Here is a 24,034-nt window from a genome sequence, read left to right as displayed (position 1 = left end):
AGCGCCCGCGGCTCACACCAAAGCGCCATTCACAATGGCCCGCAACTCCTGCCGGATCGGGTAAGACGACGAGGGAATCAGTTGCGTCATGAAGATCATGACCAGCTCCTCGGCCGGATCGATAAAAAAGTTGGTGCTCGCCAGGCCGCCCCAACCGTATTCGCCGGCCGACCCGTTGGTCTGGGATTTGGCAACGTCGGTTTTAACCGAGAAACCCAGGCCAAAGCCGGTTCCGGCATAAGGCGTTTCGCTGAAGGCTCCCACCGCAAGGCCCGGCAGGTCCTGATTACCCGGCAGGTGATTGTAACGCATGAACTCCAGGGTTTTACGGCCAATAATCCGTCGCCCCCGAAACTCTCCGCCCTGGCAAAGCGCCTGGGCAAAATGGTAATAATCGTCAATGGTGGACACCAGCCCGCCGCCGCCTGACACAAACTTATTTTTGTGCCGGAAATGTGACGTCTCAGGATCGTCCTGCAGCGTGAGCTGATCGCCCGACTGGTACTGATAGCAAGCGGCGAAGCGGTCAAGCTGATCGTCACGGACTTGAAAGCCGGTGTCTGGCATGTCCAGGGGGTCTAAGATATTGTCCCGCAAATACTCGTCTAAAGGCTGATCCGCCAGCAACTGCACCAAATACCCCAGCACATCCGTGCTGACGGAATAATTCCAGGCCGTACCCGGTGAAAACTCGAGCGGCAGTTCCCCCAGCTGGTTCACCAGCGTTTCCAGCGTCAGATTCCGGCTGCCATCAAGCCCTAACTCGCGGTAAGCCGCGTCAACGTTGGTGCGGTTCATGAATCCGTAAGTCAGGCCCGACATATGGGTGAACAGGTCGCGGATGGTCATGGTGCTGGTGGCAGGCGTGGTCAGAAAATTGGGATAAACACCGCTTTTGTAAACCCGCAGGTTTTTCCAGGCCGGAATGTACTTGTGTACCGGGTCGTCCAGCAAAAACCGCCCCTGCTCGTAAAGCTGCATCATGGCAATCGATGTGATCGGTTTGGTCATCGAGTAAATGCGGAAAACCGTATCCCGGCAGACAGGTTTGTTACGTTCCACATCCATCAGCCCCTGGGCTTTCACATAGGCAATTTCACCCCGCCGGGCGACCAGTGTCAACGCGCCAGGCAACTTTCCAGGCTGGATATAGCAACGATCAAGATGACGTTCAATGTTGCGAAGCTGGTCTGCTGAAAGGCCAGCAACCTGTTTGAATTCCGTCATAGTGAAAGCACCTTGTTGTGTGGTTTTTAAAGCAATTTACGAATCAAGGGCAGCGTCTGGATCATCCACCAGCCGCGCTCGAACCCTTGGCAAATACTCCGGATAGTTGGCCTGAACAAAGGCCACCAACCCCTCCCGCACCGCGCAACGTAAATCCCAGGCTTTGCTGGAATTCGAGGCGCTCATCAGGAAGCGTATCTGTAACGCCCGCTCGTTCGAGTCGGTCACCTGCACCGTCTCCGTTTTTCCGTCCCACAGGAAAGATTGTCTGAGCAGCCGCGCGAACTTCTCGCGCAAGGGCTGCACCGGCATGGCGTAATCGAGTGAGAGAAAAACCGTACCCATCAGGTCGGCACTATTGCGCGACCAGTTTTCAAACGGATTCTCGATAAACCACTGCAACGGCACGATCATCCGGCGCAAGTCCCAAACCCGCAACACCACGTAAGTCGCTGTCACTTCCTCGACCCAGCACCACTCATCCTGAACATGGAGTACATCATCTATACGGAACGGCTGGGTCAGCGCAATCTGCACGCCCGCCAGCAGATTGCCCAGCACCGGGCGGGCCGCGAAACCCAAAACAATACCGCCAATGCCGGCGGAAGCCAGCAGGCTGCCACCAACGTGGCGCACGCCGTCAAAGGTCATCAGGGCGCCCCCAACGCAGCGCGGTAGGCGGTGTAGGTGCTACCAGCGCCAATAACGCAGAGGCCCCCGGTACTAGCCACGCGGTTAGACCGGCCTCGATCGACTCCAACATTCCGTACTCCCTCCACAATAACTCTGAAGTCGTCAAATTAGCGCATGCCGTGGGTGCTAGCAAAAGAAACTGCTGAAAGAGGTAATAGGAAAGTCAAAGTTCACGAGTCTGCTACCATGAGTCGACTCCCACAAAAGAGCAGACACATTATGGATACGACCAAGTTCTACATTAACGGAAAATGGGTAACGCCTGAGGGCACTCAAACGATAGATGTCATCAACCCTTCTGATGAAACCGGGTTTGCCAAGATCACTCTGGGCTCTGAAGCTGATACGAATATGGCCGTCAGCGCCGCAAAAAGCGCATTCCCGGCCTGGTCGATGTCGACCAGAGAACAACGTATTGGCCTGCTAGAGCGCTTGCTGGAAACCTACAGCGCGCGTGCTGAAGAGATGGCACAAACCATCAGTAAAGAAATGGGAGCACCCATCAATTTGGCAAGAACGGCCCAAGTGGGTGCCGGCGCTGCGCATTTGAAAAACACCATTCGTGCTTTAAAAACCTTCAACTTTGAGCACGCCCTGGGTGACCACGCGCCAGAAAACAGAATCATGCACGAACCGGTGGGCGTTTGCGCTCTGATAACCCCCTGGAACTGGCCGATGAACCAGATCATGCTGAAAGTGCCAGCTGCCATTGCGGCTGGCTGCACAGTGGTTCTCAAGCCGTCAGAGATTTCACCCTTGTCCGCAATGCTGCTGGCAGAAATGATCGACAGTACGGGCTTTCCGGACGGCGTGTTCAACCTGGTTAATGGCGATGGCGAAGGCGTTGGCTCGCAACTATCAAAGCACCCGGATATTGATCTGGTCAGCTTTACCGGTTCAACCCGTGCCGGCAAGGCCATCACCATTGCCGCAGCAGACACCGTGAAACGAGTTGGCCTGGAGCTGGGTGGCAAAGGCGCTAACATCATTTTTGCCGACGCCGATGACAAAGCCATCACTCGTGGCGTGCGCCATTGCTTCGCGAACTCAGGCCAATCCTGCAACGCGCCCACACGGATGCTTGTCGAGAAATCACTTTACAAGCAGGCTGTTGAAACCGCGGCATTGATTGCCAGCAAAACAGACGTTGGCCCAGCAGACGTAGACGGGCGCCAAATCGGCCCGGTGGTCTCTGACCAACAGTTCCAGAAAATTCAGGCACTGATCAAACAGGGGATAGCAGAAGGCGCGACGCTGGTATCCGGTGGCGAAGGCCGGCCAGAAGGGCTGGAAAAGGGCTACTTTGTAAGGCCAACGGTTTTCGCGGACGTTACACCTGAAATGACCATCTGGAGCGAAGAGATTTTCGGCCCGGTTCTGGCCATCACGTCGTTTGAAACAGAAGAAGAAGCAGTAAAGCTGGCGAACGATACCCACTACGGGCTGACCAACTACATCCAGACCTCCGATAAAGAAAAAGCTCACCGGTTGGCGCGGCAACTGCGGTCGGGCATGATCGAAATTAACGGCAAATCCGGATCTTCAGGCTTCCCGTTTGGCGGCATGAAGCAATCTGGCAACGGCAGCCGCGAAGGCGGCGTATGGGGGCTGGAAGAGTTTCTGGAAGTTAAATCTGTTACCGACTGGTAATTAGCCTGTCGGGTTAACCACCCGCTTAGAATCGCCAATCAACAACCAAGGAGAAGTCTATGGATAGCCTGTTTAGTAGTGTAGGTAATGCCTTCGGTGGTTTGCTGAGCCTGGTTTGGCTGGTCATCATTATCCTGGCCATCGTTAAAGTAGCAAAGAGCCGGGCCAGCACCATCGCCAAAGTGATCTGGATTGTTGTGCTGCTTGCGTTTCCCTTGGTTGGCTTCATCATCTGGTTACTGTTTGGTCCCCGGGGATAGGAATAGTGATTGGGATACTGAAAACGAAAAAACTTGATTGGGGAAGCATATGAGCAATAAGAATGACATCGTCACCGGTAAGGGACCAGCCGGTGGCTGGGGGTCGCTGAAAGGCATCGCCAGTATCTCTATTGAATCGTCGGCCTCACTTTCCGCTGCGGACACACTGCGCCGGATGAACAAGCCTGGTGGCCTTATGTGCCCGTCCTGCGCCTGGCCCAAGCCCAAGAACTACAGCGAGTTCGAGTTCTGCGAAAACGGCGCAAAAGCGGTCATGTGGGAATTGACAACAGACCGCTGCACGCCCGCATTCTGGGAAACACACACGGTGCAACAGCTTCGTAGCTGGACCGATCATGAGCTGGAGAAAACCGGCAGGCTGACCCACCCCCTGCGTTATAACCCACAAAGCGACCGCTATGAAGAAACCGACTGGGAATCGGCGTTCAAAGACATCGCGCATACCCTCAATGCACTCGATCCCGAAAGCGCGGTTTTCTATGCCTCCGGTCATGCCGGGCTTGAGGCTGCCTATCTCTACGCATTGATGGCGCGACTGCACGGCAATAACAATCTGCCGCAAAGCTCGAATATGTGCCACGAGACCACCTCAGTTGGCCTTAGCAAGGTGATTGGCTCTCCCGTCGGCACCATCATCTGGGAAGACCTGGAACAGGCCGATGCCTTCTTCTTCTTCGGTCAAAATCCTGGCACCAACAGCCCCCGCTTTCTTCACCCCCTGAAAGATGCAAAAAAACGCGGCGCTAAAATTGTCACCTTCAACCCCATTATCGAGCAGGGGTTGGTGGCGTTTGTAGATCCCCAGAATGCCATTGATATGACCACGGGGCGCCAAACCAAAATCTCCGACCAATATCACCAGTTGAGCTCCGGTGGCGATGTGGCGGCCATCATGGGTATTTGCAAATATGTCATCGAAGCGGACAAGGCCGCTCAACGCAATGGCAAGAAACGTATCATCGATGTGGCCTTCATTGAGGAGCACACCCAAGGCTTCGACAGCTTCCTGAACTCGGTTGAGGCTGCCGACTGGAGCCATATCGAAGTCGGTAGCGGGCTCACGAGGCAAGCACTGAAAGAAGCCGCCGACGTGTATATAAAGGCGGAACGCGTCATTGGCGTTTACGGCATGGGACTCACCCAGCACACCCACGGCTCGGTGAATGTGGGCATGCTAGTCAATTTGCTGATGCTCAGAGGCAACATGGGTCGGCTTGGCGCGGGTATTTGCCCGGTGCGCGGGCACTCCAACGTTCAGGGCCAGCGAACCGTAGGCATCGCAGAGAAAGCCGGCCTTATTCCCATGGACAAGCTGCGCGAGCTTTTCGACTTTAATCCGCCCTTAAAAGACGGTGTGAACATTGTCGAGATGGTCGAGGGTTTGATCGCCGGATCGGTCAAAGCGAGTATTTGTTTGGGTGGCAATCTGCTGCGCGCCGTGCCAGACCAGCAACGGATGGAAAAGAGCTGGGCCGAGCAGGACTTGACGGTGATGATTTCTACCAAGCTTAATCGCAGCCATATTTTTCCTGGCAAGTCGGCCTATATATTGCCCTGCCTCGGCCGTGCTGAAGTGGACGAACAGGCCAGCGGACCGCAGGCCGTTTCCACCGAAGACAGCTTTTCGATGATTAGCGGTTCTACCGGCCACCGGTCGCCCATATCCGAACACTTGAAAAGCGAACTCGCTATCATCACCGGTATCGCCAAGGCACTGTTGCCAGAGAATCCGAAGGTGAAGTGGGAGGCGTGGACCGTCGATTATTCGCTGGTGCGGGATCTGATCGAGCAAACATACCCCAACGACTTTGGCGATTTCAACGCGCGGATGTTCGAGCCCGGTGGCTTTTATCGAGGCATTGCTGCCCACGAACGAATCTGGAAAACACCGGAGAAAAAAGCACTCTTCACCACGCCAGAGCGGCTGACATCACTGGGATTCGATGCAAAACCAGGCCGTTACAGTTTGCTGACCATGCGTTCAAACGATCAGTTCAACACCACCATCTATGGTTACTCAGATCGTTTTCATGGCATTGAAGGAACGCGGGATGTGCTGTTGATGAACCCGGATGACATTAAACGTGCCGGGCTGTCGGGTGGAGACCGTGTGCAAATGATTACGGACCTGGATGATGGCGTTGACCGTCGTCTTGGCGGGCTGGTGCTAACCCCTTACCAGATTCCCGCAGGCACCGTGGCGTCATACTACCCGGAGTGCAATGTGCTGGTGCCGGTCAGCCATCATGATCAGCTATCGAAAACGCCGGGGTCGAAGTCTGTTCCGGTAAGGATTGAACGGGAAACCGGTGAACCGGCAGTTTAATCCGTCCGTTACTTGATTTTATCGTTATAGGGCGAAGGAAAAGGAAAATCGCATGATTTCCACAACACCGAATAAACACCGAGCGCCAGTGATTCTGATTGCTCTGCTCTTATTATTAGCAGGCTGTAGTTCGGGTGACGACGATAAGAAAGAACAGGCTGATCAAAGCGGCCAGTCGTCCTCCCGAACGGCTCAGATCATGGAAATGACCAAGCGCAATATTGATCTGGAAAAGTCCTATTCCGCCAAGCTGCTCAGCGATCGCGAAGTCGTGGTGATTGCGCGCGTTGCCGGAATGCTCGAGCAACGTCATTTCGAGCCGGGGGATCTGGTCGAAAAAGGTACGAGCCTGTACGCCATTGAGCAGGTTGTTTATCAGGCAAGGGTGAACCAGCGTAAGGCCGACGTGGAAAGTGCCAAGGCCAGAGAATATCGCGCCCAGCAAGACGCAGCGCGCTTTCAAAGCCTGGTGAAAAAAAACGCGATCAGCCAGCAGGACTACGATCAGGCCATGGCAGAGCTGCGGGTATCCAGGGCTAATGTGTCCCAGGCGCAGGCGGGCCTGGAGAGCGCGCAAGTCGACCTGGATTACACCGATGTTAACGCCCCGGTATCCGGCATGATCAGCCTAAGCGATGTCAATGTTGGCAACGTGGTCGATGCGGGTACTGAACTTGCCATCATTACCCCGATGAACCCCATTGAGGTGCGCTTCCAGCTTCCTCAGCAGCAGGCGTTCGATTTACGCCAGCAGCGCAGTCAACAGCAGGACCGAATTACCGCCACTCTTCAGTTCCCGGGTTTGAACAAAAGCGAGACGCCGCCGCTTGAAGGACAGCTCGATTTTCTAGGCTCCCGAGTCGACCAAGAGACCAGCACGGTGCAGGCCCGAGCTGTTTTCGACAACCTGGACAACATGTTCCTGCCGGGGCAATTTGTGCGCGTTGAACTCCAAGGCCTGCAGCGCTTTAATGTGCTGGCCGTCCCCGCAATCGCGGTAACCCAGGGCCTGATGGGGCCGCAGGTATTCGTGCTCGACAACGATAACAAGGCCCGTACTCGCAGCGTCACCCTGGGTGAACCAGCCGGGCCTCTGCAAATCATTACCGATGGGTTAGCGCCTGGCGACCGGGTAATTGTCAGCGATCCCGGTGGCCTCAAAGCGGGTGATTTAATCGAAGCCCAGCCGTACTCCGGTGATTCAGCCGAGCTTTCCGCTCAAGGCGACAAGACTTCCGCTAAGCCCCCGGCGAAAGAGTCATGAATTTCTCAGACTTCTTTATCAAGCGTCCGATCTTCGCCACGGTGCTATCGGTCATTATTGTGGTGGTTGGGGCGCTGGCGATGCGGGCCTTGCCCATCAAACAGTATCCCGACGTGGTACCGCCGACTGTGTCGGTAACGGCGGCCTTCCCGGGGGCGAACGCCGACACCGTTTCCCAAACCGTGGCGGCGCCACTGGCGGAGGCGATAAACGGGGTTGAAGGCATGATCTACATGACCTCAACCAGTTCTGACAATGGCCAGATGAGCATGAGTATCGCCTTTGAAATTGGCACCGATGGCAACACATCGACCATCAACGTCAATAACAAGGTGCAGTCGGCGCTGTCTCAGCTGCCCCAAGCAGTTCAGGCTCAGGGCGTAAAGGTCGAGCTTCAATCGAGCAGCATTCTGCTGCTGGTCGCCTTGCGCTCCCCCAACGGTGAGTACAGCAAGACCTACATGCAGAACTATGCGGGCCTTAATATTCTCAACGAATTACGCAAGCTGCCGGGGGTAGGCAAAGCCGATGCCCTGGGCGGCAGTGAATTCGCCATGAGAATCTGGCTGGATCCGAATAAACTGGCCCAATACAACCTGACTCCGTCGGAAGTGGCGAACGCCATCAAGGCGCAGAATACCGAGGTGCCGGCGGGCAGTCTTGCCGCTGAACCGCAACCCAATCCCGCGCCTTATACCTACACCATTTCTGCCGGCGGCCGTCTGAGCAGTGCTGATGAGTTTCGTGATATTTACTTGCGCACCAACCCGGATGGTTCCTCACTGTTACTGGCAGACGTAGCACGGATCGAGCTGGGCGCTTCTTCTTATGCGGTGAATGCCAAGCTTAATGGCGACACCATGGCGCCGATTGTCATCAATCAGCAGCCAGGCTCCAACGCGCTGGACACGGCGGTGCTGGTCAAAGAAACCATGGAACAGCTTGCCAAGCGATTCCCGGCGGGGCTGGAATACGTGGTGCCTTACGATACCACCCTGTTTATTAATGCTTCGATCTCGACCGTCACCCAAACGTTTATTGAGGCTTTTCTGATTGTTGCGGTGATCGTTTTCCTGTTCCTGCAAAGCTGGCGCTCTACCCTGATCGCCATGACTGTGGTGCCGGTGTCGGTGCTGGGTGCCTTTGCCGGACTGTACATGCTGGATTTTTCGATCAATTTGTTATCGCTGTTCGCAATGATTCTGGCCATTGGCATAGTCGTGGATGATGCCATTCTGGTGGTAGAGAACGTTGAACGAGTGCTGGAAGATGATGAAGATATTTCCATCGTCAAAGCGGTTAGTGAAGGCATGCGCGAAGTGTCAGGGCCCATTATCGCGACCGCGTTCATTATGGCGGCTGTCTTTATACCGGTCGCGTTTCTGGGTGGCTTTACCGGCCAGATTTATCAGCAGTTTGCGTTAACCATTGCCATCTCCGTTGCCATTTCCGCGGTTGTAGCACTCACTTTTACCCCAGCGCTTTCAGCGATTCTACTGAAGCGTAAAAAGCCAGGAGAACAGTCTAAGTTTAGGCGCGCAATACAAGCGCCAGGGCGCTGGTTTAATAAAGGCTTTGACGGATTAACCCGGGGCTATATGGCCATTGTTCGCGCCCTGATCAAACTGTGGGTATTGACTCTGACCCTGACCGTCGGCGTTCTGGCACTGTCTTTCTGGCTTTTCGAGACCACGCCTTCTGGCCTGGTGCCTTCGGAAGATCAGGGCATCGCACTGGTTTCCATCAGTCTGCCCGACGCGGCCTCGGTGGCTCGCACCTCCAATTACGTAGACGCGGTCGCTGCCAAAATCGAAAAGATTCCTGGCGTCGCTTACGCGGCGGCCATTTCTGGCTATGACGTGCTTAGCGGTTCGGTAAACACCGCTCGCGGTACCATGTTCATCAGTCTGCAGGATTGGGGTAAGCGCGACCTTACCGTTACTGACGTAATCGACCGTATCAACAAGATCGGCACGGAGACGCAAGGGGGAACGGTGCGTGCATTTAACTTACCACCCATCCCCGGGCTGTCTACCACCGGTGGTTTCACAGGCTATTTGCAGTCGCTGGAGGGCGCCAACGCTAACGAGCTGGGTGAAGCAGCTAACAAAGTCATGCAGGCTGCCAACAAGCGTGAGGAGCTGGCCCAGGTTTTCACCACCTTCAACCCTAACGTGCCGGCCTACCGCGCCAAGATTGATAAACGCAAGGCGCTGAGCTATGGCGTCTCGATACAAGCGCTTAACACAACGCTGTCGAATACGTTGGGCAATGGCTTCGTCAATTACTTTTCCTACCAAAACCGCAACTTCCAGGTGCTTCTGCAGAACGAAGCCGAATATCGTCGTTCCGAAGATGATCTAAGCAATATTTTCGTTCGCGGCGGAAACGGCGACCGTATTCCATTGGCAGAGTTCATTACCTTAAATCGCATCACTGCGCCGGCGGTATCGACCCGTTACAGCGTGTACACCGCTGCGCAGTTCCAAGGTGGGCCCGCACCGGGCTACAGCTCCGGCCAGGCAATCGCCGCGATGGACGAGGTGGTCACCGAAACCTTGGGAAGCGGCTGGACTATGGGCTGGACCGGCACTGCCTATCAGGAGGCCAATACCGGAAACGCAGCGGTTATTGCGATCGCCTTCGGCCTGTTTATGGTGTTCCTGATTCTGTCCGCCCAGTACGAAAGCTGGACTTTGCCATTATCGGTATTGACCGCCGTGCCTTTCGCGTTTCTCGGCGCCGTTGGTGGGGTTGCGCTACGGGGTTTTAATTTGGGCATTTATGTCGAGGTTGGGATGCTGGTGGTGGTGGGCCTTGCGGCGAAAAACGCCATTTTGATCGTCGAATTCGCCGAACTGCAACGACATGAGCAAAACCTGTCCGTTCGCGAAGCGGCGGAGCATGCGGCAGAGCAGCGTTTCCGACCCATCGTAATGACGTCACTGGCGTTTGTATTCGGGACTCTCCCTCTGGCCATTGCAGGTGGCGCAAGCGGCGCGAGCAGCAATCAGATTGGTACCACCGTGGTTATGGGTATGTTATCGGTGGCGGTGCTGGCGAGCCTCTTCGTACCTTCGTTCTACGCTATGATCGCAGGCTTTTCCGACTGGCTGGCGAGTAAACGCGGCAAGCGCAAGAATGCCTGACGCCGCTCAACCGCGAGTTGCCTGCCCAAGTCATTTTTCAGCAATGGAGTACTGCGGATGATAGTGGTGAACCAAAAAGCTATTTTAAGACTACTCTACTAGACTGCTCATTTTATCGAGGCAAACGGAGATTCTGCATGATTACAGTTCACCACCTCAATAACTCCCGCTCACAACGTATTCTCTGGATGCTGGAAGAGCTGGGAGTGCCCTACAAGATCCAGCACTACGAGCGTGATCCCAAATCCATGCTGGCGCCTGACAGCCTTAAAAAAATACACCCGCTGGGTAAATCACCGGTGATCACCGACGGCGACTTGGTTATCGCGGAGTCCGGCGCCATTATCGAGTACCTTGCCCACACCTACGGCAAAGACACCATGCTGCCAGAGAGCGGCGGCCAGGCTTGGCTTGATTACACATACTGGCTGCATTACGCCGAAGGCTCTTTGATGCCGCCGCTGGTGATGCGCCTGGTGTTTGAAAAGGTAAAAACCAGCCCGATGCCGTTTTTTGTCAAGCCGGTGGCAAAAGGCATTGCGAACAAAACCAATGAAGTTTTCATCGGCCCGATGATCAAAACCCACCTGGATTTTGTCGAATCTCACCTGGCAAAAAACACCTGGTTTCTTGGGGACAACCTGAGCGCTGCGGATATTCAGATGAGCTTTCCATTAGAAGCCTCAGTGGCCCGGGGCATCACCGGCAATAACCGGCCCCATATCAGCGCCTGGGTAAAACGTGTGCACGCCAGGCCGGCTTACCAAATCGCTCTTGAAAAAGGCGGGGGATATGATTTTGCTTGAGTAAACGGTGAGGGGCGTTTTGCAGTAAACGGTGGAGGGCGCACAGGCGCCCTCCCCGCTTTGTGCCACTAACTCAGATCCACAGAATGCTTCTTCAGGTCTGCCAGGTCACAAACTTCCAACGCGGCGCTGTGGGTGGCCTTCAGCCGAACCCGGGGGGCACAGCCTGCTTCCAATGCTTCGCGCCAGCGGCCCGCGCACAGACACCAGCCATCTCCGGCCTTTAATCCCGGAAAGCCAAACTCCGGGCGGGCTTCGGTCAGATCGTTACCCCGGCTGCGGGAGAACGCCAGGAAATCGTCAGTCACCACCGCACATACCGTATGGTTGCCCATGTCCTCGGGGCCCGTATTGCAGCAACCGTCCCGGAAAAAGCCGGTTACCGGATCTTTACCGCAGACTTCCAATGGTTCACCAATAACGTTGGTGGGTTCTTTCTTTGCCAGCATGCTGGGTTGCTCCTTATCTATGTGGACAATATGATAACCAATATACGCTATAGACGGGCACTACATCACCCATTGACCGTCAGCAAGCGTCAACCGAGGTCGGTTTTACGTCCCACGGCTGTATTCAGGTAACCTGCCGCTCCCGGCACGTTGCACTGATAATTGACGCAGCTTGAATCGTAATAATTCCCGCCTACGGTTAATACCTAGCTCTACAAGGCAAAACGAAACACATGAGTATATGGAAAACGTATAAAGAAACCTCGCTGGTGATTAAAATGTCAGCGGGGTTTTTTCTGGGCATTGCTATCGCCATCATCTTCCGTGAACAAGCCGCTATTCTCAGCCCCTTGGGCACTATTTTTATTCGCCTACTCAGTTTAATTGCAACACCCGTAATTTTTTTGACGGTCGCGCTGGCAATTGGCAAGATGAATGTCAGGCAAATGGGCAGATTAAGCGGCAAACTCATACTCTATTATGCTGTTACTACGGCCATGGCCGTGTGTATTGGCGTATCACTGGCTCTGTTTTTTAATCCGGGAAATAATCTAAGCCTGCCCGATGTGGTTGTCCAGCAACCTGAGATACCGGGCGCGTCTGCCATGTTGTTGAAAATTGTGCCCAACAACCTGTTTGGAGCCTTTGCAGCGGGCGATTTAATGGCCATTCTTTTTGTTGCCATTATTATAGGCATTGCTATTTCAACCATGACCTTTTCACCCGACGAGCAGACAAAAGAGCAAGGCCTGTTGCTGGAGCGTTTTTTCAACGCCTTTAACGAATTATTTTATAAAATACTGGGCGGCATTTTGCTCTATGCGCCCATTGGCGTAATGGCGATCAGTGCCGCTACTTTCGGTACTCAGGGATGGGCGACCCTCAAATCATTATTAGTATTCACCGCCACGTTTTACCTAGGCCTAGCCATTTTATGGTCGCTGGTCTACACCGGGTTTTTAAAGTTCTATGGCTACGCTGCACTGCGCTTTTTTGGCGACATTAAAGAGGCTTATGCCACCGCATTTTTTACCTCAAGCAGCCTGGCGACATTACCAGTCGCTATCTCTGTTGCAAAAAAAGCAGGCGTATCGGCCAAAACCGCCAACTTCGCCCTGCCGCTAGGCGCCATTTTTAACTCCGACGGTGGCGCACTGCGCATGGGCGTATCTTTGGTATTCGCCGCTAACATCATGGGGCTGGATCTGGCATTGGTTGATCTGGTAACCATCGTGGTGATCGGAACAGTACTGTCTATTGGCACGGCCGGAGTGCCCGCCGCCGGCCTGGTGACCTTATCAGCAGTTCTAAGCATGTTTGGTTTACCGCTGGAAATAGTCGCCCTGATTGCCGGCGTAGATGCTCTGATCGGCATGGGCGGCACCGCTTCCAACGTAGTCGGCGACATCATTGGCGCCGCCGTGATTGATGAGAAAGAAGTCGTTACTGCTTAACGGTCGTGGGAAACTGGCCAAAAAACCGGGGACAGATTTCAAATCTGTCCCCTATCTTCCGTTGACAATCCGGTCAGAAAAATACGACCGCAATGTGGAATTTTTAGCGACATTTAAAATTAATCACTTGTAACTCCTACTCAAATCATTACTCTGGTACCTAAGTAATAACCGAGGTCTTACCGTTTGCATTGCCTTTCAAATACGCTTACAAAGCGCGAGATCATCTCCCGAGAAGTCTTCCGGACTCCCTCATTGGCCCCTGTGCCGTGCACGTTTAAACCCAAATGGAGTACCAACCATGCGTAAACTAACGCCCGTGGCGCTTTTGTGCGCCCTGTCTGCACCCTCGCTCGCTGCCGCCGAATGCGGTGAAGTATCCATCACCCAGATGACCTGGGCCTCCAACGCTGTAGTAACAGGCGTCGCCACATTTATTATGGAACAAGGCTACGGCTGCGACGTATCGGTAATTCCTTCTGATACCGTTCCTGCCGTCACATCGGTCGCTGAAAATGGCGAACCAGACATCGTGACCGAGTTGTGGCTGAACTCTGCCGGCGAGGCCTACCTGCGACTGGAAGAGCAAGGCAAAATCAAGCGCGTGGCCGAAGTACTGGACCCCGGTGGTGTTGAAGGCTGGTGGATTCCCACGTATCTGGCCGAGAAGCACCCGGAATTGAAAACCATCGAAGGCATCATGGCGAATCCCGAACTGGTGGACAGCCGCTTTAACAACTGCCCCGTTGGTTGGGGCTGCCGTGTCGTCAGTGACAACCTGATCCGCGCTCTCGATCTGGAAGCGTCAGGCATCACGGTATTCGATCACGGTTCCGGTGAAACCCAGGCGACTTCTATGGCATCCGCGGTTCAGAGTGAAGAGCCCTGGTTCGGTTACTACTGGGGCCCAACTGTGCCAATGGGCAAGTACGACATGACCCGCGTTAAAATTGGCGAATACAAGCCAGACGTTCATGCCCGTAACCAGACCCAAGAAGCCGAAAACCCCGGCGTCTCCGAGTTCCCTGCTGCCCCCGTTCTGACCGCAGTCACCACCAGCTTTGGTGAACGCGAGCCGGAAGTGGTTGAGATGCTAAGCAAGATGACCTTCAAAACCAGCACCATGAGTAGCTTGCTGGCCTGGATGGATGAAAATAACGCCTCCGCCGAAGAGGCTGCCGTCTACTTCCTGAGCAACAACAGCGACGAGTGGTCTAGCTGGTTGAACGAGTCAGCCAGTCAACGACTTGCCAACGTGCTTGGCCAGTAGAAGTCCTTAATAAGAGCCGGTTCGCCGGCTCTTATTTTATTTAGCCAATGAAAGTCATACCCAATACCTCATTTTGAATGCGCAAGGAATATTGAACGCTCATGGCAACCTACGACTTCCTATTTTCATCGCTCGGACTCACAGAGTGGTGCGCTGAGGGCAAGAGCAACGCGCCCATGTCGATGGCCGAGTTGCTCAACAAATCAAAAGGTACGGAAGCCGAGCAATCCCTCTGGGACGTACCGTTTCCATCCATGGATGCACTCAATGACTCCTGCGCAGCCTTCCCCCAGTCCCGAGAATTAACTCAGGGGTTAGAACAAGGTTTTCTTGCCATCAAAGACAACCTCAGCGTTGTGCTGGACCCCATCACCCAGCCCTTGAGCTGGGCCCTTGATGGCACGCTTTACGGTATTCTCACGACGCCATGGTGGATCGTTATTCCGATTCTGCTGGCGGTTGTTCTGTTTGTCACCAAATCCTGGAAGCTGGTCGGCTTCGTGGCTGGCAGCCTGTGCCTGCTCGCCTTCATCGACTACTACGAATACGCCATGCAAACGCTGGCGATTATACTTGTTTGCGCATTCATCTGTGTACTGCTGGGCGTACCTATTGGTATCGGCATGTCCCGAAATGACATGATGCAGAGGCTGACGATCCCGGTACTCGACATGCTGCAGACCCTGCCTCCTTTCGTGTATCTGATCCCGCTGATTTTTCTGTTCAGCGTGACCGAATCCAAGCTGTACGGCATCGCCATCATTCTTTACGCCATTGTGCCCGTTATTCGCATGACCAACCTTGGTATCCGGCTGGTGGACCCAGACGTGATTGAAGCGGCGAATGCCTTCGGCATGACCAGCCGGCAAATGCTGTACAAGGTACAGATTCCGCTGGCGCTTCCTAACATCATGGCAGGGGTAAACCAGACCATCATGATGAGCCTGGCCATGGTTGTTATTGCCTCTTTGGTGTCGGCGCCCGGCCTTGGCGTGCTGGTACTGCAGGGCATACGCAATCTGGAACTCGGCGTTGGCCTGGTAGCGGGTCTTGGCATTGTTATTCTGGCGGTCATTCTGGACCGGGTAACCAAAGCATCGCTGGCGCGTATTAACGCCTCGCAAAAACAGTAAGGAAGCGCATTGTGGATCGGGACATCAAGATTTCAATCCGGAACCTGTACAAGATTTTCGGCCCTACTCCCGACGTTGCCCTTGAATACGTGAAACAGGGCATGGGAAAGGCCGAACTGCTCGAACAGCACCAGCACGTGCTGGGCCTTCAGGATATTAACGTGGACATTCGCGAGGGCCATGTGACCGTCATCATGGGCCTGTCAGGATCTGGCAAGTCAACGCTCATAAGACATCTCAACCGGCTGATTGAACCCACCGCCGGTGAGATCGAAGTGGATGGCGAGAACGTGTTGATCTTTGACGAAGACCAGTTGCGCAAGCTGCGTCGGGAAAACATGTCGATGGTGTTCCAGAAATTCGCGCTGCTGCCCCACAAAACCGTCCTTGAAAACGCAGGCATGGCGCTTTCCGTGCGCGGCCATAAGATTGAGGAATTCGAAGCGGAAGCCAAAAAATGGATTGCCCGCGTGGGTCTGGAAGGCAACGAATACCAGTACCCGCACCAGTTGTCTGGTGGTATGCAACAGCGCGTTGGTATCGCCCGGGCGCTGGCCTCTAACTCACCGATCATGCTGATGGACGAGGCCTTCTCGGCACTGGACCCGCTGATACGGTCAGACATGCAAGACCTGCTGCTGGAGCTACAGGACGAGCTGCAGAAGACCATCGTCTTCATTACCCACGATTTGGACGAGTCACTGAAATTGGCAGACCACCTGGTCATACTCAAAGAAGGCTATATTGTTCAGCAGGGTGAACCGCAAGAAATACTGATGCACCCGAACGATCCTTACATCGTCAACTTTATCAGCGACATCAATCGCGCCCGGGTACTGCGGGTTCGGTCCGTCATGAAGAAAACCACGGAAGCGCCTGAAAACGTTGCCGGCGATATCGGTGAAAGAGACAACCTGGAATCGGTGATTGCGCTGTCTGGAGGCGATACCAGCCTCACCTATCGCGTGGTTCGCAAAGGTAAGCAGGTTGGGGTTCTGGAAGTCCAAGACCTGTTCAAGGCTCTGGTGCCTACCGAAAGCCCAGAAAGCGACACCCGCTCGCATTATTGAAAGAACGAAAACCGGGCCAAGTCTAATCTTCAGGATCAGGCCTGCCCGGCTTTCGAGTATTGCAGTGTCTGCTATGCCCCCGGACGTTGAAGTGCCTTATAACGCTCCTCTAGCTCCACACGAATCGCACGGCGTTCCTGGCCGTTCGCAAATCGCCTGATTTGATCACCCGTACGTGGTCCCAGCTTGGGCACCTCGACGGCTTTCCCATTCTCATCAACCGCCACCATGGTGAAAAAGCAGCTGTTGGTATGCCGGACCAGCTTTTCACGAATGTTTTCAGTGATCACCTTAATCCCCACCTCCATCGATGTGCGCCCAGTGTAATTAACGCTGGCCAGAAAGGTCACCAGCTCACCCACATGAACGGGTTGAAGAAACATAACCTGATCGACCGACAAGGTAACGACATAAGCACCTGCATACCGGCTGGCGCAAGCATAGGCCACTTCATCAAGATGCTTCAGCAAAGCACCACCGTGCACATTGCCGGAAAAGTTGGCCATATCCGGCGTCATCAAAACGGTCATGGTCAGTGTTGCAGATCCGGGTTCCATAGCGCGCTCTTTGTTATTGGGCCTTTAATCCGGGGACAGATTTCAAATCTGTCCCCTATCTTTTTGCCTTCATCCTTAACTTTATGATTGTTGGAACGGGCCAAACCGGGGACAGATTTCAAATCTGTCCCCTATCTTTATAGGAACCGGCTAGGTGTAGTAAGCTTCAACAGTGCCTTTTAGCGTGATCAGCATAGGCTGGCCACGACGATCCAATGCTCTAGGCGATGCAATTTTCACCCAACCTTCACTGATGCAGTATTCATCAACATCTTTACGCTCTTTGCCATTCAGCCGAATACCGATTTGGTGCTCGAAAAATTCTTCCAGATGGTGTGGGCTGCGAGGGTTGCCCGCAAGACGATCTGGCAAGGTTGGTTTTGAGTTTGTGTCGCTCATATTCATGGCCTGAAGTATGTGAAAGTGCGCCATTGTAGATAATGCACGGCTTGCGCTCAAGAAGCGTACTGACAACACGCTAAAGGGTAAACACCTGTAACAATTGGGCTGATCTCATAGCGCCCGTCTCCCCCTATGTGTCAGCGTAGTTGTCCAGTGCCGATGCCACCAGCAACTCACCGTCAAAACCCTTCAACAGGTAATTCTGTTGCTCAAAAGCATTTATATGAGGCGCCGCCAAGCCAATGACTTCATGCTGTCATGCACCCATGATGAGATGACCTCTAAATTTGAAAATGACGTAAGGGATAGTCAAAATATGGAGATCAACATGTCACTGAAAACTCAATTCCTTAAGCAAACAAAGCGCAGTACGGCCGAGATTAGTCGACTCGCAATGGTCGAGCGAAGTGAAGGCAAAGCAAATAATAAGAAGGTGGCTGCACCGGTCTTAAAACAAGGCGACCGGCTTATTGTGAACGGACATTCAGGTAACTTTGTCTTAGAAGTCGCCTAATGAAGATGGTTAGCTTTCGACACTCCAGCTAGGCAGCTCCTCGGGTTCAGGTCTTGTCGGAGCCTGTCAACATAGTTGGCTCGTCACCTGCACCACTGCCTCTCACATGGAACGCCGTCGTTATTTCCGTCCATTTTTGTATTGGGGCAACTCCTCAGAAAATAGGTCGCTTCTGAACAAGATGTCATCTGAGAGCAATACGTTCTCCCATCACAGCTGAATTGCTGGCTCGACACCGCGGGCTTAGAAAAGCTTGAACTTGCGGGCACGGAAAAGTTTAGGCTAGAGAAGTCTGGAGTTGCGGCTGTGACGGACGATACCCCGCCGCTCACTCTGCTTTCCTTTTTGAGTTATAACGCTGAGCGCACCGGTGCGTTTGACGTAGCAAAGCGGAGGCAAAGGCATCCGGGGGGGGCGCCTGGCTAAATTGCTATCGTTCACCCTCCAGGCTATGCCATACCCGCAGAATGATGATGGCACTGGCGTGAACTGAGTATCGAACGATGTACTTTCCGAAAACCATATCTCGAATGGAATCAGGCACCGGTGCCATTTCCACTTGTGTGCCCATGTTGGGGAAATCTGAAAGCAACTCAATTTTACCAACCAACTCGGTGGCAATCTTGGCCGCCGCCGACGGGCTGTTAACCGCGATGAACGCCCTGAGGCGCTTTAAATCTTCAATGGCTTCATCCGTGTAAACCAGTTTCACTTACCTGATCTCGGCGCATCCTGCTCGTTCTCGGCTCCCCAACTATTAAGCCAACTGTGTACCTCACTGGCATCAACCAATTTGCCTTGTGCGGCAGATTCCATTGCTTCCAGCGTTTGCGTCCATCGCTCCTGCTCAAGCTGCTGCTTTTCTATGTATTCCAACAATGCTTGATTGATTACCCAGCCTTTACTCCGTTGGAGCCTACCGGCGATGGCTTCCAGATGCTGCTCAACTTCTGCTTGAAGACGAACTGTAGTGACACTCATGACGATACCCTCAGACTCAACAACTACACTGTATTACATCATAGTCGGCAAAGGTGCGGCGGTCATCGTCAGATTCAAAAATCATCTCACGCCGGTTTCCGCGAGACGTCACATGGTACAACGCACCGGCAAATTCCAGTCGCAGCGGTCTGGCCATTCCCTGGCTCCTTCCGTGGTTCTAATTAAGGCGGGATAGACTGAGACGATTACAACGAAACGGCAAGGCAAGGGGCAAAACGCAAGACCTGACCCCGGCTCCTGCAAGCGCCACAAACCAACAAATCCAAACGGATGTTCAGAAAAGACACTTTTGCACGATGCCCGAGCGCCAGCCTGGGCGGCGTTTGTGCGATAGCCTGCACGTACATTAAGGCCAATTGTCACAGCGTAAATAAACGGCGTAATTATTTTAAGCCGCCTAACGTTTGAGGTGAGAACCGTGCCCTGGCGTGCCGGGGCACGTTCTCTCTACGGAAGGATTAGATCTCTGTGTGCGCATATTGGCTTTCGAGTAGCTCAAACCCGGAAAGAGCGGGGCACACGACAGATATGAAAACCAGCGGTTCAGAACCAGTGTTTAGTACGCCATGAACTTCACCTTTGTGAGCAACGACGACATCGCCTGCGGTGATCTGCTTTGAGCTGCCGGCGGCATCGAGTTGGTATTGACCGTGGCCGGACAGGATTGTCCAGGTGTCTTGACCTTCAGGATGCAGATGAGCTGAAACTCTTTGGCCTGGCTTTACGTACCAAGCCACGATTGCGGCTTCAACCGACTCCGTAATGACAGACCTGAAGGGCTCGCCATCAACCGGCTGAAGATGATTGGCGCTGGGGAAGATGCGTTTGATGCTCATGGGGCCGACTTCCTTTGGGGTTTGCCTGCGATTTGGGGAGACAGTGCGCTTGCGGTTGCTCCCGAGAAACCTAACGCTTATCACGAACACGGGGTCAGGTCTTGCGTTTTGCCTCATAAATAATCCGGAATACGCACTCCACGGCCAATCAACCGCAGATTGAACCATGGAAGCACGAACCGGGTTCAGCTCGATGTATCGACACGATTCCGGTAGATTGCCTTCAGGTGTTTCAATCAAAAGATGGTAGTGATTGCTCATCAAACAGTAGGCGCCGCATTCCCGGTTGAAGGTCTCACACACTTCGTCGAAAACTGACAAAAAGGCGCGGCGGCCATCGTCAGATTCAAAAATTATCTCACGCCGATTTCCGCGAGACGTCACATGGTACAACGCGCCAGCAAATTTCAGACGCAGCGGTCGATCACATTCGGAGTATCAGAGACAACCTGCGCGATATCGAAACAGAAGAACAGCGATTGGAGCGTGCCACCATGCGTTTGGAAGGCTGGCACTGACAGCCCCGGCCCATGCCCTGGGTTAGCAGGACATGGGCCGGGGAGCTTCCGTACTCGACTAGTTATCGGTGGTGGTCAGGCCCGCCAAAGATAGCGGATCGCCAACACCGAAGACATAGACCGCAAGCATGGTCAGAATGCCCGCTGCCGTTACGTAGTAGATGGTTGGCAGAATGGTCTTACGCAGCGTAATACCTTCACGCCCAAGCAACCCAACCGTAGCCGATGCTGCCACGACGTTGTGAATGGCAATCATGTTGCCCGCAGCAGCGCCGACAGACTGCGCTGCGACAATCAACGCCCCGGAAATACCCAGCAGCTCAGCTGTGTTGAACTGGAACTGCGAGAGCATCAGGTTGGACACTGTATTGGAGCCGGCGATAAAAGCGCCCAGTGCACCGACCATTGGAGCGAACAGAGGGTAGACGCCACCCACGGATGACGCGACCGCTTCGGCCATGGCGACCGGCATGGACGGCAGGCCTGACATGTTCACACCGGAGTTGATCAGAATGCGCACCATCGGAATGGTGAACACCAGTACAAAACCTGCGCCGACGATGGTGTTGGTGGACTCACCAAAGGCGCGCTTCATCTCGCTGAAGGACATGCGGTGCAGGAAGTAGGTGAGGATGACCACCATCACCAGAAGCCCACCCGGCAGGTACAGCGGCTCAAGGCTGCCCGATACCCCAGTCTCGCCCAGAATGTCGGTAAAGCGCAGGCTCAGGGAGTTCAACGCTGCCTTGGCAGTGGCGTTGGTGCGTGAAAACACCAGCAGCGCTGCCAGCAGCACATAGGGAAGCCATGCCATCCAGATAGCCACAGGGCGTTTGCCGGCGACATCGTCCAGTTTCATCTGGATGCTACCCATCCACTCGGCTGGCCAATCTTTCGGGTCGGCAAAGTCCCAGGGTTGTTTCGGGATCAGAAAGCCTGCCTTGGCAGCCGGAACCACGATCATCAGACCTACCAGGCCGCCAATCATTGAAGGAAATTCCGGGCCAAGAAACACGCCAGCCATTACATAAGGTATGACGAAGGCAAACGCCGCAAAGATCGCAAAAGGTGCAATCTGCAGGCCTTCCAGCCAGGATTTATTCTTGCCGAAAAAGCGCACCATGACCATGACCATGAACAGCGGCATGAGAATACCGACGATGCCATGTATGATGGCGACCTCCGACACGATCAGTTGAAAGAAGCTGTCCCAGTCGGAGCCCACTGTGGCTAACTGCGCGCCTATGGTAACCTGATCCAGGCCGCCGCCAACGCCCACTATCATCGGTGTACCGACAGCGCCGAAGGATACCGGGGTAGATTGCACCATCATACCGACCACGACGGCAGCCAGCGCAGGGAAACCGAGCGCGACCATCAATGGCGCGGCTACTGCGGCAGGGGTACCAAAGCCGGAAGCGCCCTCAATAAAGCAGCCGAAGAGCCAAGCCACAATGATCGCCTGCACGCGCCGGTCAGGGCTGATGCCGGTGAAACCTTTGCGGATCGCCAGAATGCCGCCGGAATGCTTGAGCGTGTTCAACAGTAAAATCGCGCCAAAGATGATCCACAGTATGGCTGCGGTTAGGACCAATCCCTGAAGACTGGAAGCGATCACGCGTATTACGGTCATGTCCCAGGCGAGCAGGGCAATGATAACTGTCACGACAAAGACGACAGGCATCGCATGTTTCGCAGGCCAGCGGAATCCTATCAACAGGATACCCGCCAGAACCAGAGGAAAAAATGCGAGGAGAGACAGGAGCGTTTGACTCATCTGGATTTCCCTTGTTTTTCTTATGAGGAGTGTGCATTCGACTATAACGCTATTTTGTAACTGTTAGATACTGCTACTGCAGCGCAGTCAGGTCTAGACGCTATCTGACTGGTAGGACCAGTTATTTTTAGTAGACCAATTTGATCTAGCTTGAAATACCATTAAACACAGTCTGTTATAGAGATGTGAGTGATATTTATAGCCAGCTTTTCAGCTGGTCAGATCAGCTGCCTGGTCGGTCATGGGGGTTATGAGAACAGGGATGAAGTGGATTGCGTGGTAAATGGCTTGTGTTCGGACAGGAGCACAAGCTATTAAGCCTCAGACCAGCTGCTCGCCTACGTGCAGTAGTTTCATCGAATTGGTGCCGCCGTGCGAGTTATACACATCGCCCTTGGTCAGGATGACCCAGTCACCGGGTTGAACTCGAGTCCCTGCACACCACGAAACATGGCAACCCGACCCGGATGTAATACAAATTCATTTCAAGATCACTCCTTTGATCGTTGAGGGAACACTATTTTACTGGAACTTGAGTAGGAAAAATGACGACCACTTTGATAACATTAACACCCAAACATCTAATGGTCGTGCGCAGCATGACACAGGGACCATTAGATGACTGTTGGACTAAGCCGCCAACGCCGCAGCTATTCAACGGGGCCTAAGGATACAGTAATTTGGAGGCCAAGCCTGAACGGGGACTCAGGTAAAGCCTTTAGTTCCTTTTTGTGCCAAAAGAATCAAAGTTAACTTCATTGAGCTCACATAGCGATTTCCAGTCCTGCTCTTTAGTGTACTCGGCATATTCTCTGTAATTTTCCATAACTTCCTCGGTTTTTTAAGCTAAAACCTCCTTGCTAAGCGGAAAATTACAATTGGCTGAAATGTGCGAGGCACGTACACTAGTCAACAGTAATTTTCTGACTGAACAACTTGTTAGCTTTGCTGTGCTACTTTTTTTCCATTGATCACATCTTGTTTTCTTTTTGCTTCTGGCAAGTCGTTGATGCAATAATTAATATAAAAAATATTAAAAGCAAATGTATAAAAACCATTCATTTTAAAATCTATTTTATGAGTATTAAGTGCATACTCTTGAATTTTTTTCTTCGCTCTAAATGCCCAAACTATGTATAGTACGCTTGAAGCGATAGCTAGAATTCCACTTATAACCTCTAAAGCTTCTTCTCCCCAGCCAGAAACAGCACCTCCTAGTCCTACACAGACCGCAATCCATATAATATATGTATCATTTGCAGTAGTAGATGACGTGATTTTATCAATCAAATTATAATTATTGTAAAGCCAAAGTATTGGATAAATACCAGCCGTTGCTACTGATAAAAGAACCAAGTTTAAAGTTTTTGTGTCAATGGCGTCTTTTAGATCCGTGATTGTTGACATAATGTCTCCTTGTTTCACTCATACTGGTTAATTTGATTTGAAAGTTAATGTACCTAATTATTTTATGACAAAGGCTCGTCGTTATAAAGCTCTTTTACAAATAGATTTATTTGTGCTTTCGACATGGTTGAGCCTAGATCCTGCACCGCTTCTTCTCCAAAAGAATTTTTAGGGAAGCTCTGAATAACTCTCCAAAATCGGTCCAACTATGGGTTTTTCTAAAGCCTCAACGCTTGATCCTCAGGGACA

General features: G+C 53.2%; 24 protein-coding genes and 1 pseudogene. 11 read left to right on the top strand and 14 right to left on the bottom strand.

Features of this window, described 5'->3' with window-relative positions; translation table 11 throughout:
- Window positions 1-12 precede the first annotated feature (12 nt).
- Genes ATI45_RS19605 through ATI45_RS23075 form a run of 3 tightly spaced genes read right to left on the bottom strand, consistent with a single transcriptional unit; the run spans window position 13 to window position 1,990 of the window.
- Window positions 13-1,227 carry a serine hydrolase domain-containing protein gene (locus ATI45_RS19605; RefSeq protein ID WP_098421268.1) on the bottom strand — a complete coding sequence of 405 codons (1,215 nt, stop codon included), beginning with the start codon at window positions 1,225-1,227 and terminating at the stop codon, window positions 13-15.
- Window positions 1,228-1,263: 36 nt separating this feature from the next.
- Window positions 1,264-1,878: a mechanosensitive ion channel family protein gene (locus ATI45_RS19600; protein WP_228736019.1), complete on the bottom strand. Its 615-nt coding sequence runs from the start codon at window positions 1,876-1,878 to the stop codon at window positions 1,264-1,266.
- Window positions 1,868-1,990, bottom strand: coding sequence for a hypothetical protein (locus tag ATI45_RS23075; protein ID WP_267284065.1), 123 nt, complete (start codon window positions 1,988-1,990; stop codon window positions 1,868-1,870). The genes ATI45_RS19600 and ATI45_RS23075 overlap by 11 nt, the downstream gene beginning before the upstream one ends.
- Window positions 1,991-2,136: 146 nt before the next feature.
- Here ATI45_RS23075 and ATI45_RS19595 point away from each other — a divergent pair, with 146 nt between their 5' ends.
- From ATI45_RS19595 to ATI45_RS19570, 6 genes are all read left to right on the top strand, one after another.
- Window positions 2,137-3,570, top strand: a complete 1,434-nt coding sequence (locus tag ATI45_RS19595; protein WP_098421826.1) for an aldehyde dehydrogenase family protein — start codon at window positions 2,137-2,139, stop codon at window positions 3,568-3,570.
- A gap of 59 nt (window positions 3,571-3,629) precedes the next feature.
- On the top strand, window positions 3,630-3,830 hold the full coding sequence (locus ATI45_RS19590; protein WP_098421267.1) for a PLDc N-terminal domain-containing protein: 201 nt from the start codon (window positions 3,630-3,632) through the stop codon (window positions 3,828-3,830).
- A gap of 49 nt (window positions 3,831-3,879) precedes the next feature.
- Complete coding sequence (locus ATI45_RS19585) at window positions 3,880-6,177, top strand: FdhF/YdeP family oxidoreductase (protein WP_098421266.1); 2,298 nt, start codon at window positions 3,880-3,882, stop codon at window positions 6,175-6,177.
- A 52-nt stretch (window positions 6,178-6,229) separates the two neighbouring features.
- Complete coding sequence (locus tag ATI45_RS19580; protein WP_098421265.1) at window positions 6,230-7,441, top strand: efflux RND transporter periplasmic adaptor subunit; 1,212 nt, start codon at window positions 6,230-6,232, stop codon at window positions 7,439-7,441.
- Window positions 7,438-10,590: an efflux RND transporter permease subunit gene (locus tag ATI45_RS19575; protein WP_098421264.1), complete on the top strand. Its 3,153-nt coding sequence runs from the start codon at window positions 7,438-7,440 to the stop codon at window positions 10,588-10,590. The genes ATI45_RS19580 and ATI45_RS19575 overlap by 4 nt, the downstream gene beginning before the upstream one ends.
- A gap of 137 nt (window positions 10,591-10,727) precedes the next feature.
- Window positions 10,728-11,396 carry a glutathione S-transferase gene (locus tag ATI45_RS19570; protein ID WP_098421263.1) on the top strand — a complete coding sequence of 223 codons (669 nt, stop codon included), beginning with the start codon at window positions 10,728-10,730 and terminating at the stop codon, window positions 11,394-11,396.
- Window positions 11,397-11,464: 68 nt separating this feature from the next.
- Here ATI45_RS19570 and ATI45_RS19565 read toward each other — a convergent pair whose 3' ends face one another.
- Window positions 11,465-11,845, bottom strand: coding sequence for a DUF2237 family protein (locus tag ATI45_RS19565; RefSeq protein WP_098421262.1), 381 nt, complete (start codon window positions 11,843-11,845; stop codon window positions 11,465-11,467).
- 233 nt (window positions 11,846-12,078) lie between these two features.
- Between ATI45_RS19565 and ATI45_RS19560 the strand changes: the two genes are divergently transcribed.
- The 4 genes from ATI45_RS19560 to ATI45_RS19545 all read left to right on the top strand — a co-directional run bounded on the left by ATI45_RS19560 (window position 12,079) and on the right by ATI45_RS19545 (window position 16,772).
- A complete protein-coding gene (locus ATI45_RS19560) occupies window positions 12,079-13,299 on the top strand; it encodes a dicarboxylate/amino acid:cation symporter (RefSeq protein ID WP_098421261.1) in 1,221 nt (406 codons plus the stop codon).
- A 301-nt stretch (window positions 13,300-13,600) separates the two neighbouring features.
- On the top strand, window positions 13,601-14,569 hold the full coding sequence (locus tag ATI45_RS19555; protein WP_098421260.1) for an ABC transporter substrate-binding protein: 969 nt from the start codon (window positions 13,601-13,603) through the stop codon (window positions 14,567-14,569).
- Window positions 14,570-14,670: 101 nt separating this feature from the next.
- Window positions 14,671-15,702, top strand: coding sequence for an ABC transporter permease (locus ATI45_RS19550; protein ID WP_098421259.1), 1,032 nt, complete (start codon window positions 14,671-14,673; stop codon window positions 15,700-15,702).
- An 11-nt stretch (window positions 15,703-15,713) separates the two neighbouring features.
- Complete coding sequence (locus tag ATI45_RS19545; RefSeq protein ID WP_098421258.1) at window positions 15,714-16,772, top strand: betaine/proline/choline family ABC transporter ATP-binding protein; 1,059 nt, start codon at window positions 15,714-15,716, stop codon at window positions 16,770-16,772.
- Window positions 16,773-16,843: 71 nt separating this feature from the next.
- On the opposite strand, the gene ATI45_RS19540 is transcribed toward ATI45_RS19545, so the two are convergent.
- Together ATI45_RS19540 and ATI45_RS19535 are read right to left on the bottom strand one after the other, a co-directional pair.
- Window positions 16,844-17,329, bottom strand: a complete 486-nt coding sequence (locus ATI45_RS19540) for an acyl-CoA thioesterase (RefSeq protein ID WP_098421257.1) — start codon at window positions 17,327-17,329, stop codon at window positions 16,844-16,846.
- 150 nt (window positions 17,330-17,479) lie between these two features.
- Window positions 17,480-17,728: a DUF3297 family protein gene (locus ATI45_RS19535; RefSeq protein ID WP_007349592.1), complete on the bottom strand. Its 249-nt coding sequence runs from the start codon at window positions 17,726-17,728 to the stop codon at window positions 17,480-17,482.
- Window positions 17,729-17,936: 208 nt separating this feature from the next.
- Here ATI45_RS19535 and ATI45_RS19530 point away from each other — a divergent pair, with 208 nt between their 5' ends.
- Window positions 17,937-18,245, top strand: a complete 309-nt coding sequence (locus ATI45_RS19530) for a hypothetical protein (RefSeq protein WP_143751194.1) — start codon at window positions 17,937-17,939, stop codon at window positions 18,243-18,245.
- Between the two features lie 83 nt (window positions 18,246-18,328).
- Here ATI45_RS19530 and ATI45_RS23370 read toward each other — a convergent pair whose 3' ends face one another.
- The 8 genes and pseudogenes from ATI45_RS23370 to ATI45_RS19485 form a co-directional block, all read right to left on the bottom strand.
- Window positions 18,329-18,481 (bottom strand): excalibur calcium-binding domain-containing protein, encoded by a 153-nt coding sequence (locus tag ATI45_RS23370; RefSeq protein WP_416376596.1) that lies wholly within the window; start codon window positions 18,479-18,481, stop codon window positions 18,329-18,331.
- A gap of 194 nt (window positions 18,482-18,675) precedes the next feature.
- Complete coding sequence (locus ATI45_RS19520; RefSeq protein WP_098421254.1) at window positions 18,676-18,957, bottom strand: type II toxin-antitoxin system RelE/ParE family toxin; 282 nt, start codon at window positions 18,955-18,957, stop codon at window positions 18,676-18,678.
- A complete protein-coding gene (locus ATI45_RS19515; protein WP_098421253.1) occupies window positions 18,954-19,226 on the bottom strand; it encodes a CopG family ribbon-helix-helix protein in 273 nt (90 codons plus the stop codon). Before ATI45_RS19515 ends, ATI45_RS19520 begins: the two co-directional genes overlap by 4 nt.
- Window positions 19,227-19,242: 16 nt before the next feature.
- On the bottom strand, window positions 19,243-19,383 hold the full coding sequence (locus tag ATI45_RS19510) for a hypothetical protein (protein ID WP_218925857.1): 141 nt from the start codon (window positions 19,381-19,383) through the stop codon (window positions 19,243-19,245).
- A 322-nt stretch (window positions 19,384-19,705) separates the two neighbouring features.
- Window positions 19,706-20,083 (bottom strand): cupin domain-containing protein, encoded by a 378-nt coding sequence (locus tag ATI45_RS22875; RefSeq protein WP_179888134.1) that lies wholly within the window; start codon window positions 20,081-20,083, stop codon window positions 19,706-19,708.
- 234 nt (window positions 20,084-20,317) lie between these two features.
- Window positions 20,318-20,467, bottom strand: a pseudogene (locus ATI45_RS23365) (transposase); the annotation flags it as partial.
- 192 nt (window positions 20,468-20,659) lie between these two features.
- Entirely contained in the window at window positions 20,660-22,378 is a 1,719-nt protein-coding gene (locus ATI45_RS19490; RefSeq protein ID WP_098421252.1) for an L-lactate permease, read from the bottom strand.
- A 939-nt stretch (window positions 22,379-23,317) separates the two neighbouring features.
- Window positions 23,318-23,785 carry a DUF4234 domain-containing protein gene (locus ATI45_RS19485; RefSeq protein WP_098421251.1) on the bottom strand — a complete coding sequence of 156 codons (468 nt, stop codon included), beginning with the start codon at window positions 23,783-23,785 and terminating at the stop codon, window positions 23,318-23,320.
- Between the last annotated feature and the right edge of the window lie 249 nt (window positions 23,786-24,034).

It is taken from the genome of Marinobacter sp. LV10MA510-1 (assembly GCF_002563885.1).
In the GTDB taxonomy this organism is placed as follows: Bacteria; Pseudomonadota; Gammaproteobacteria; order Pseudomonadales; family Oleiphilaceae; genus Marinobacter.
The sequence above is the reverse complement of the archived record's forward strand: the minus strand, read 5'-3'. Positions and strand labels throughout refer to the sequence as shown.

What these genes read in the sequence shown, in the direction of transcription:
- ATI45_RS19570 (WP_098421263.1), top strand. Translation starts at nt 10,728, where the DNA reads ATGATTACAGTTCACCACCTCAATAACTCCCGCTCACAACGTATTCTC.
- ATI45_RS22875 (WP_179888134.1), bottom strand. Translation starts at nt 20,083, where the DNA reads ATGAGCATCAAACGCATCTTCCCCAGCGCCAATCATCTTCAGCCGGTT.
- ATI45_RS19575 (WP_098421264.1), top strand. Translation starts at nt 7,438, where the DNA reads ATGAATTTCTCAGACTTCTTTATCAAGCGTCCGATCTTCGCCACGGTG.
- ATI45_RS19565 (WP_098421262.1), bottom strand. Translation starts at nt 11,845, where the DNA reads ATGCTGGCAAAGAAAGAACCCACCAACGTTATTGGTGAACCATTGGAA.
- ATI45_RS19560 (WP_098421261.1), top strand. Translation starts at nt 12,079, where the DNA reads ATGAGTATATGGAAAACGTATAAAGAAACCTCGCTGGTGATTAAAATG.
- ATI45_RS19550 (WP_098421259.1), top strand. Translation starts at nt 14,671, where the DNA reads ATGGCAACCTACGACTTCCTATTTTCATCGCTCGGACTCACAGAGTGG.
- ATI45_RS19490 (WP_098421252.1), bottom strand. Translation starts at nt 22,378, where the DNA reads ATGAGTCAAACGCTCCTGTCTCTCCTCGCATTTTTTCCTCTGGTTCTG.
- ATI45_RS19540 (WP_098421257.1), bottom strand. Translation starts at nt 17,329, where the DNA reads ATGGAACCCGGATCTGCAACACTGACCATGACCGTTTTGATGACGCCG.
- ATI45_RS19605 (WP_098421268.1), bottom strand. Translation starts at nt 1,227, where the DNA reads ATGACGGAATTCAAACAGGTTGCTGGCCTTTCAGCAGACCAGCTTCGC.
- ATI45_RS19535 (WP_007349592.1), bottom strand. Translation starts at nt 17,728, where the DNA reads ATGAGCGACACAAACTCAAAACCAACCTTGCCAGATCGTCTTGCGGGC.
- ATI45_RS19485 (WP_098421251.1), bottom strand. Translation starts at nt 23,785, where the DNA reads ATGTCAACAATCACGGATCTAAAAGACGCCATTGACACAAAAACTTTA.
- ATI45_RS19590 (WP_098421267.1), top strand. Translation starts at nt 3,630, where the DNA reads ATGGATAGCCTGTTTAGTAGTGTAGGTAATGCCTTCGGTGGTTTGCTG.
- ATI45_RS19515 (WP_098421253.1), bottom strand. Translation starts at nt 19,226, where the DNA reads ATGAGTGTCACTACAGTTCGTCTTCAAGCAGAAGTTGAGCAGCATCTG.
- ATI45_RS19585 (WP_098421266.1), top strand. Translation starts at nt 3,880, where the DNA reads ATGAGCAATAAGAATGACATCGTCACCGGTAAGGGACCAGCCGGTGGC.
- ATI45_RS19555 (WP_098421260.1), top strand. Translation starts at nt 13,601, where the DNA reads ATGCGTAAACTAACGCCCGTGGCGCTTTTGTGCGCCCTGTCTGCACCC.
- ATI45_RS19510 (WP_218925857.1), bottom strand. Translation starts at nt 19,383, where the DNA reads ATGGCCAGACCGCTGCGACTGGAATTTGCCGGTGCGTTGTACCATGTG.
- ATI45_RS19600 (WP_228736019.1), bottom strand. Translation starts at nt 1,878, where the DNA reads ATGACCTTTGACGGCGTGCGCCACGTTGGTGGCAGCCTGCTGGCTTCC.
- ATI45_RS19580 (WP_098421265.1), top strand. Translation starts at nt 6,230, where the DNA reads ATGATTTCCACAACACCGAATAAACACCGAGCGCCAGTGATTCTGATT.
- ATI45_RS23075 (WP_267284065.1), bottom strand. Translation starts at nt 1,990, where the DNA reads ATGTTGGAGTCGATCGAGGCCGGTCTAACCGCGTGGCTAGTACCGGGG.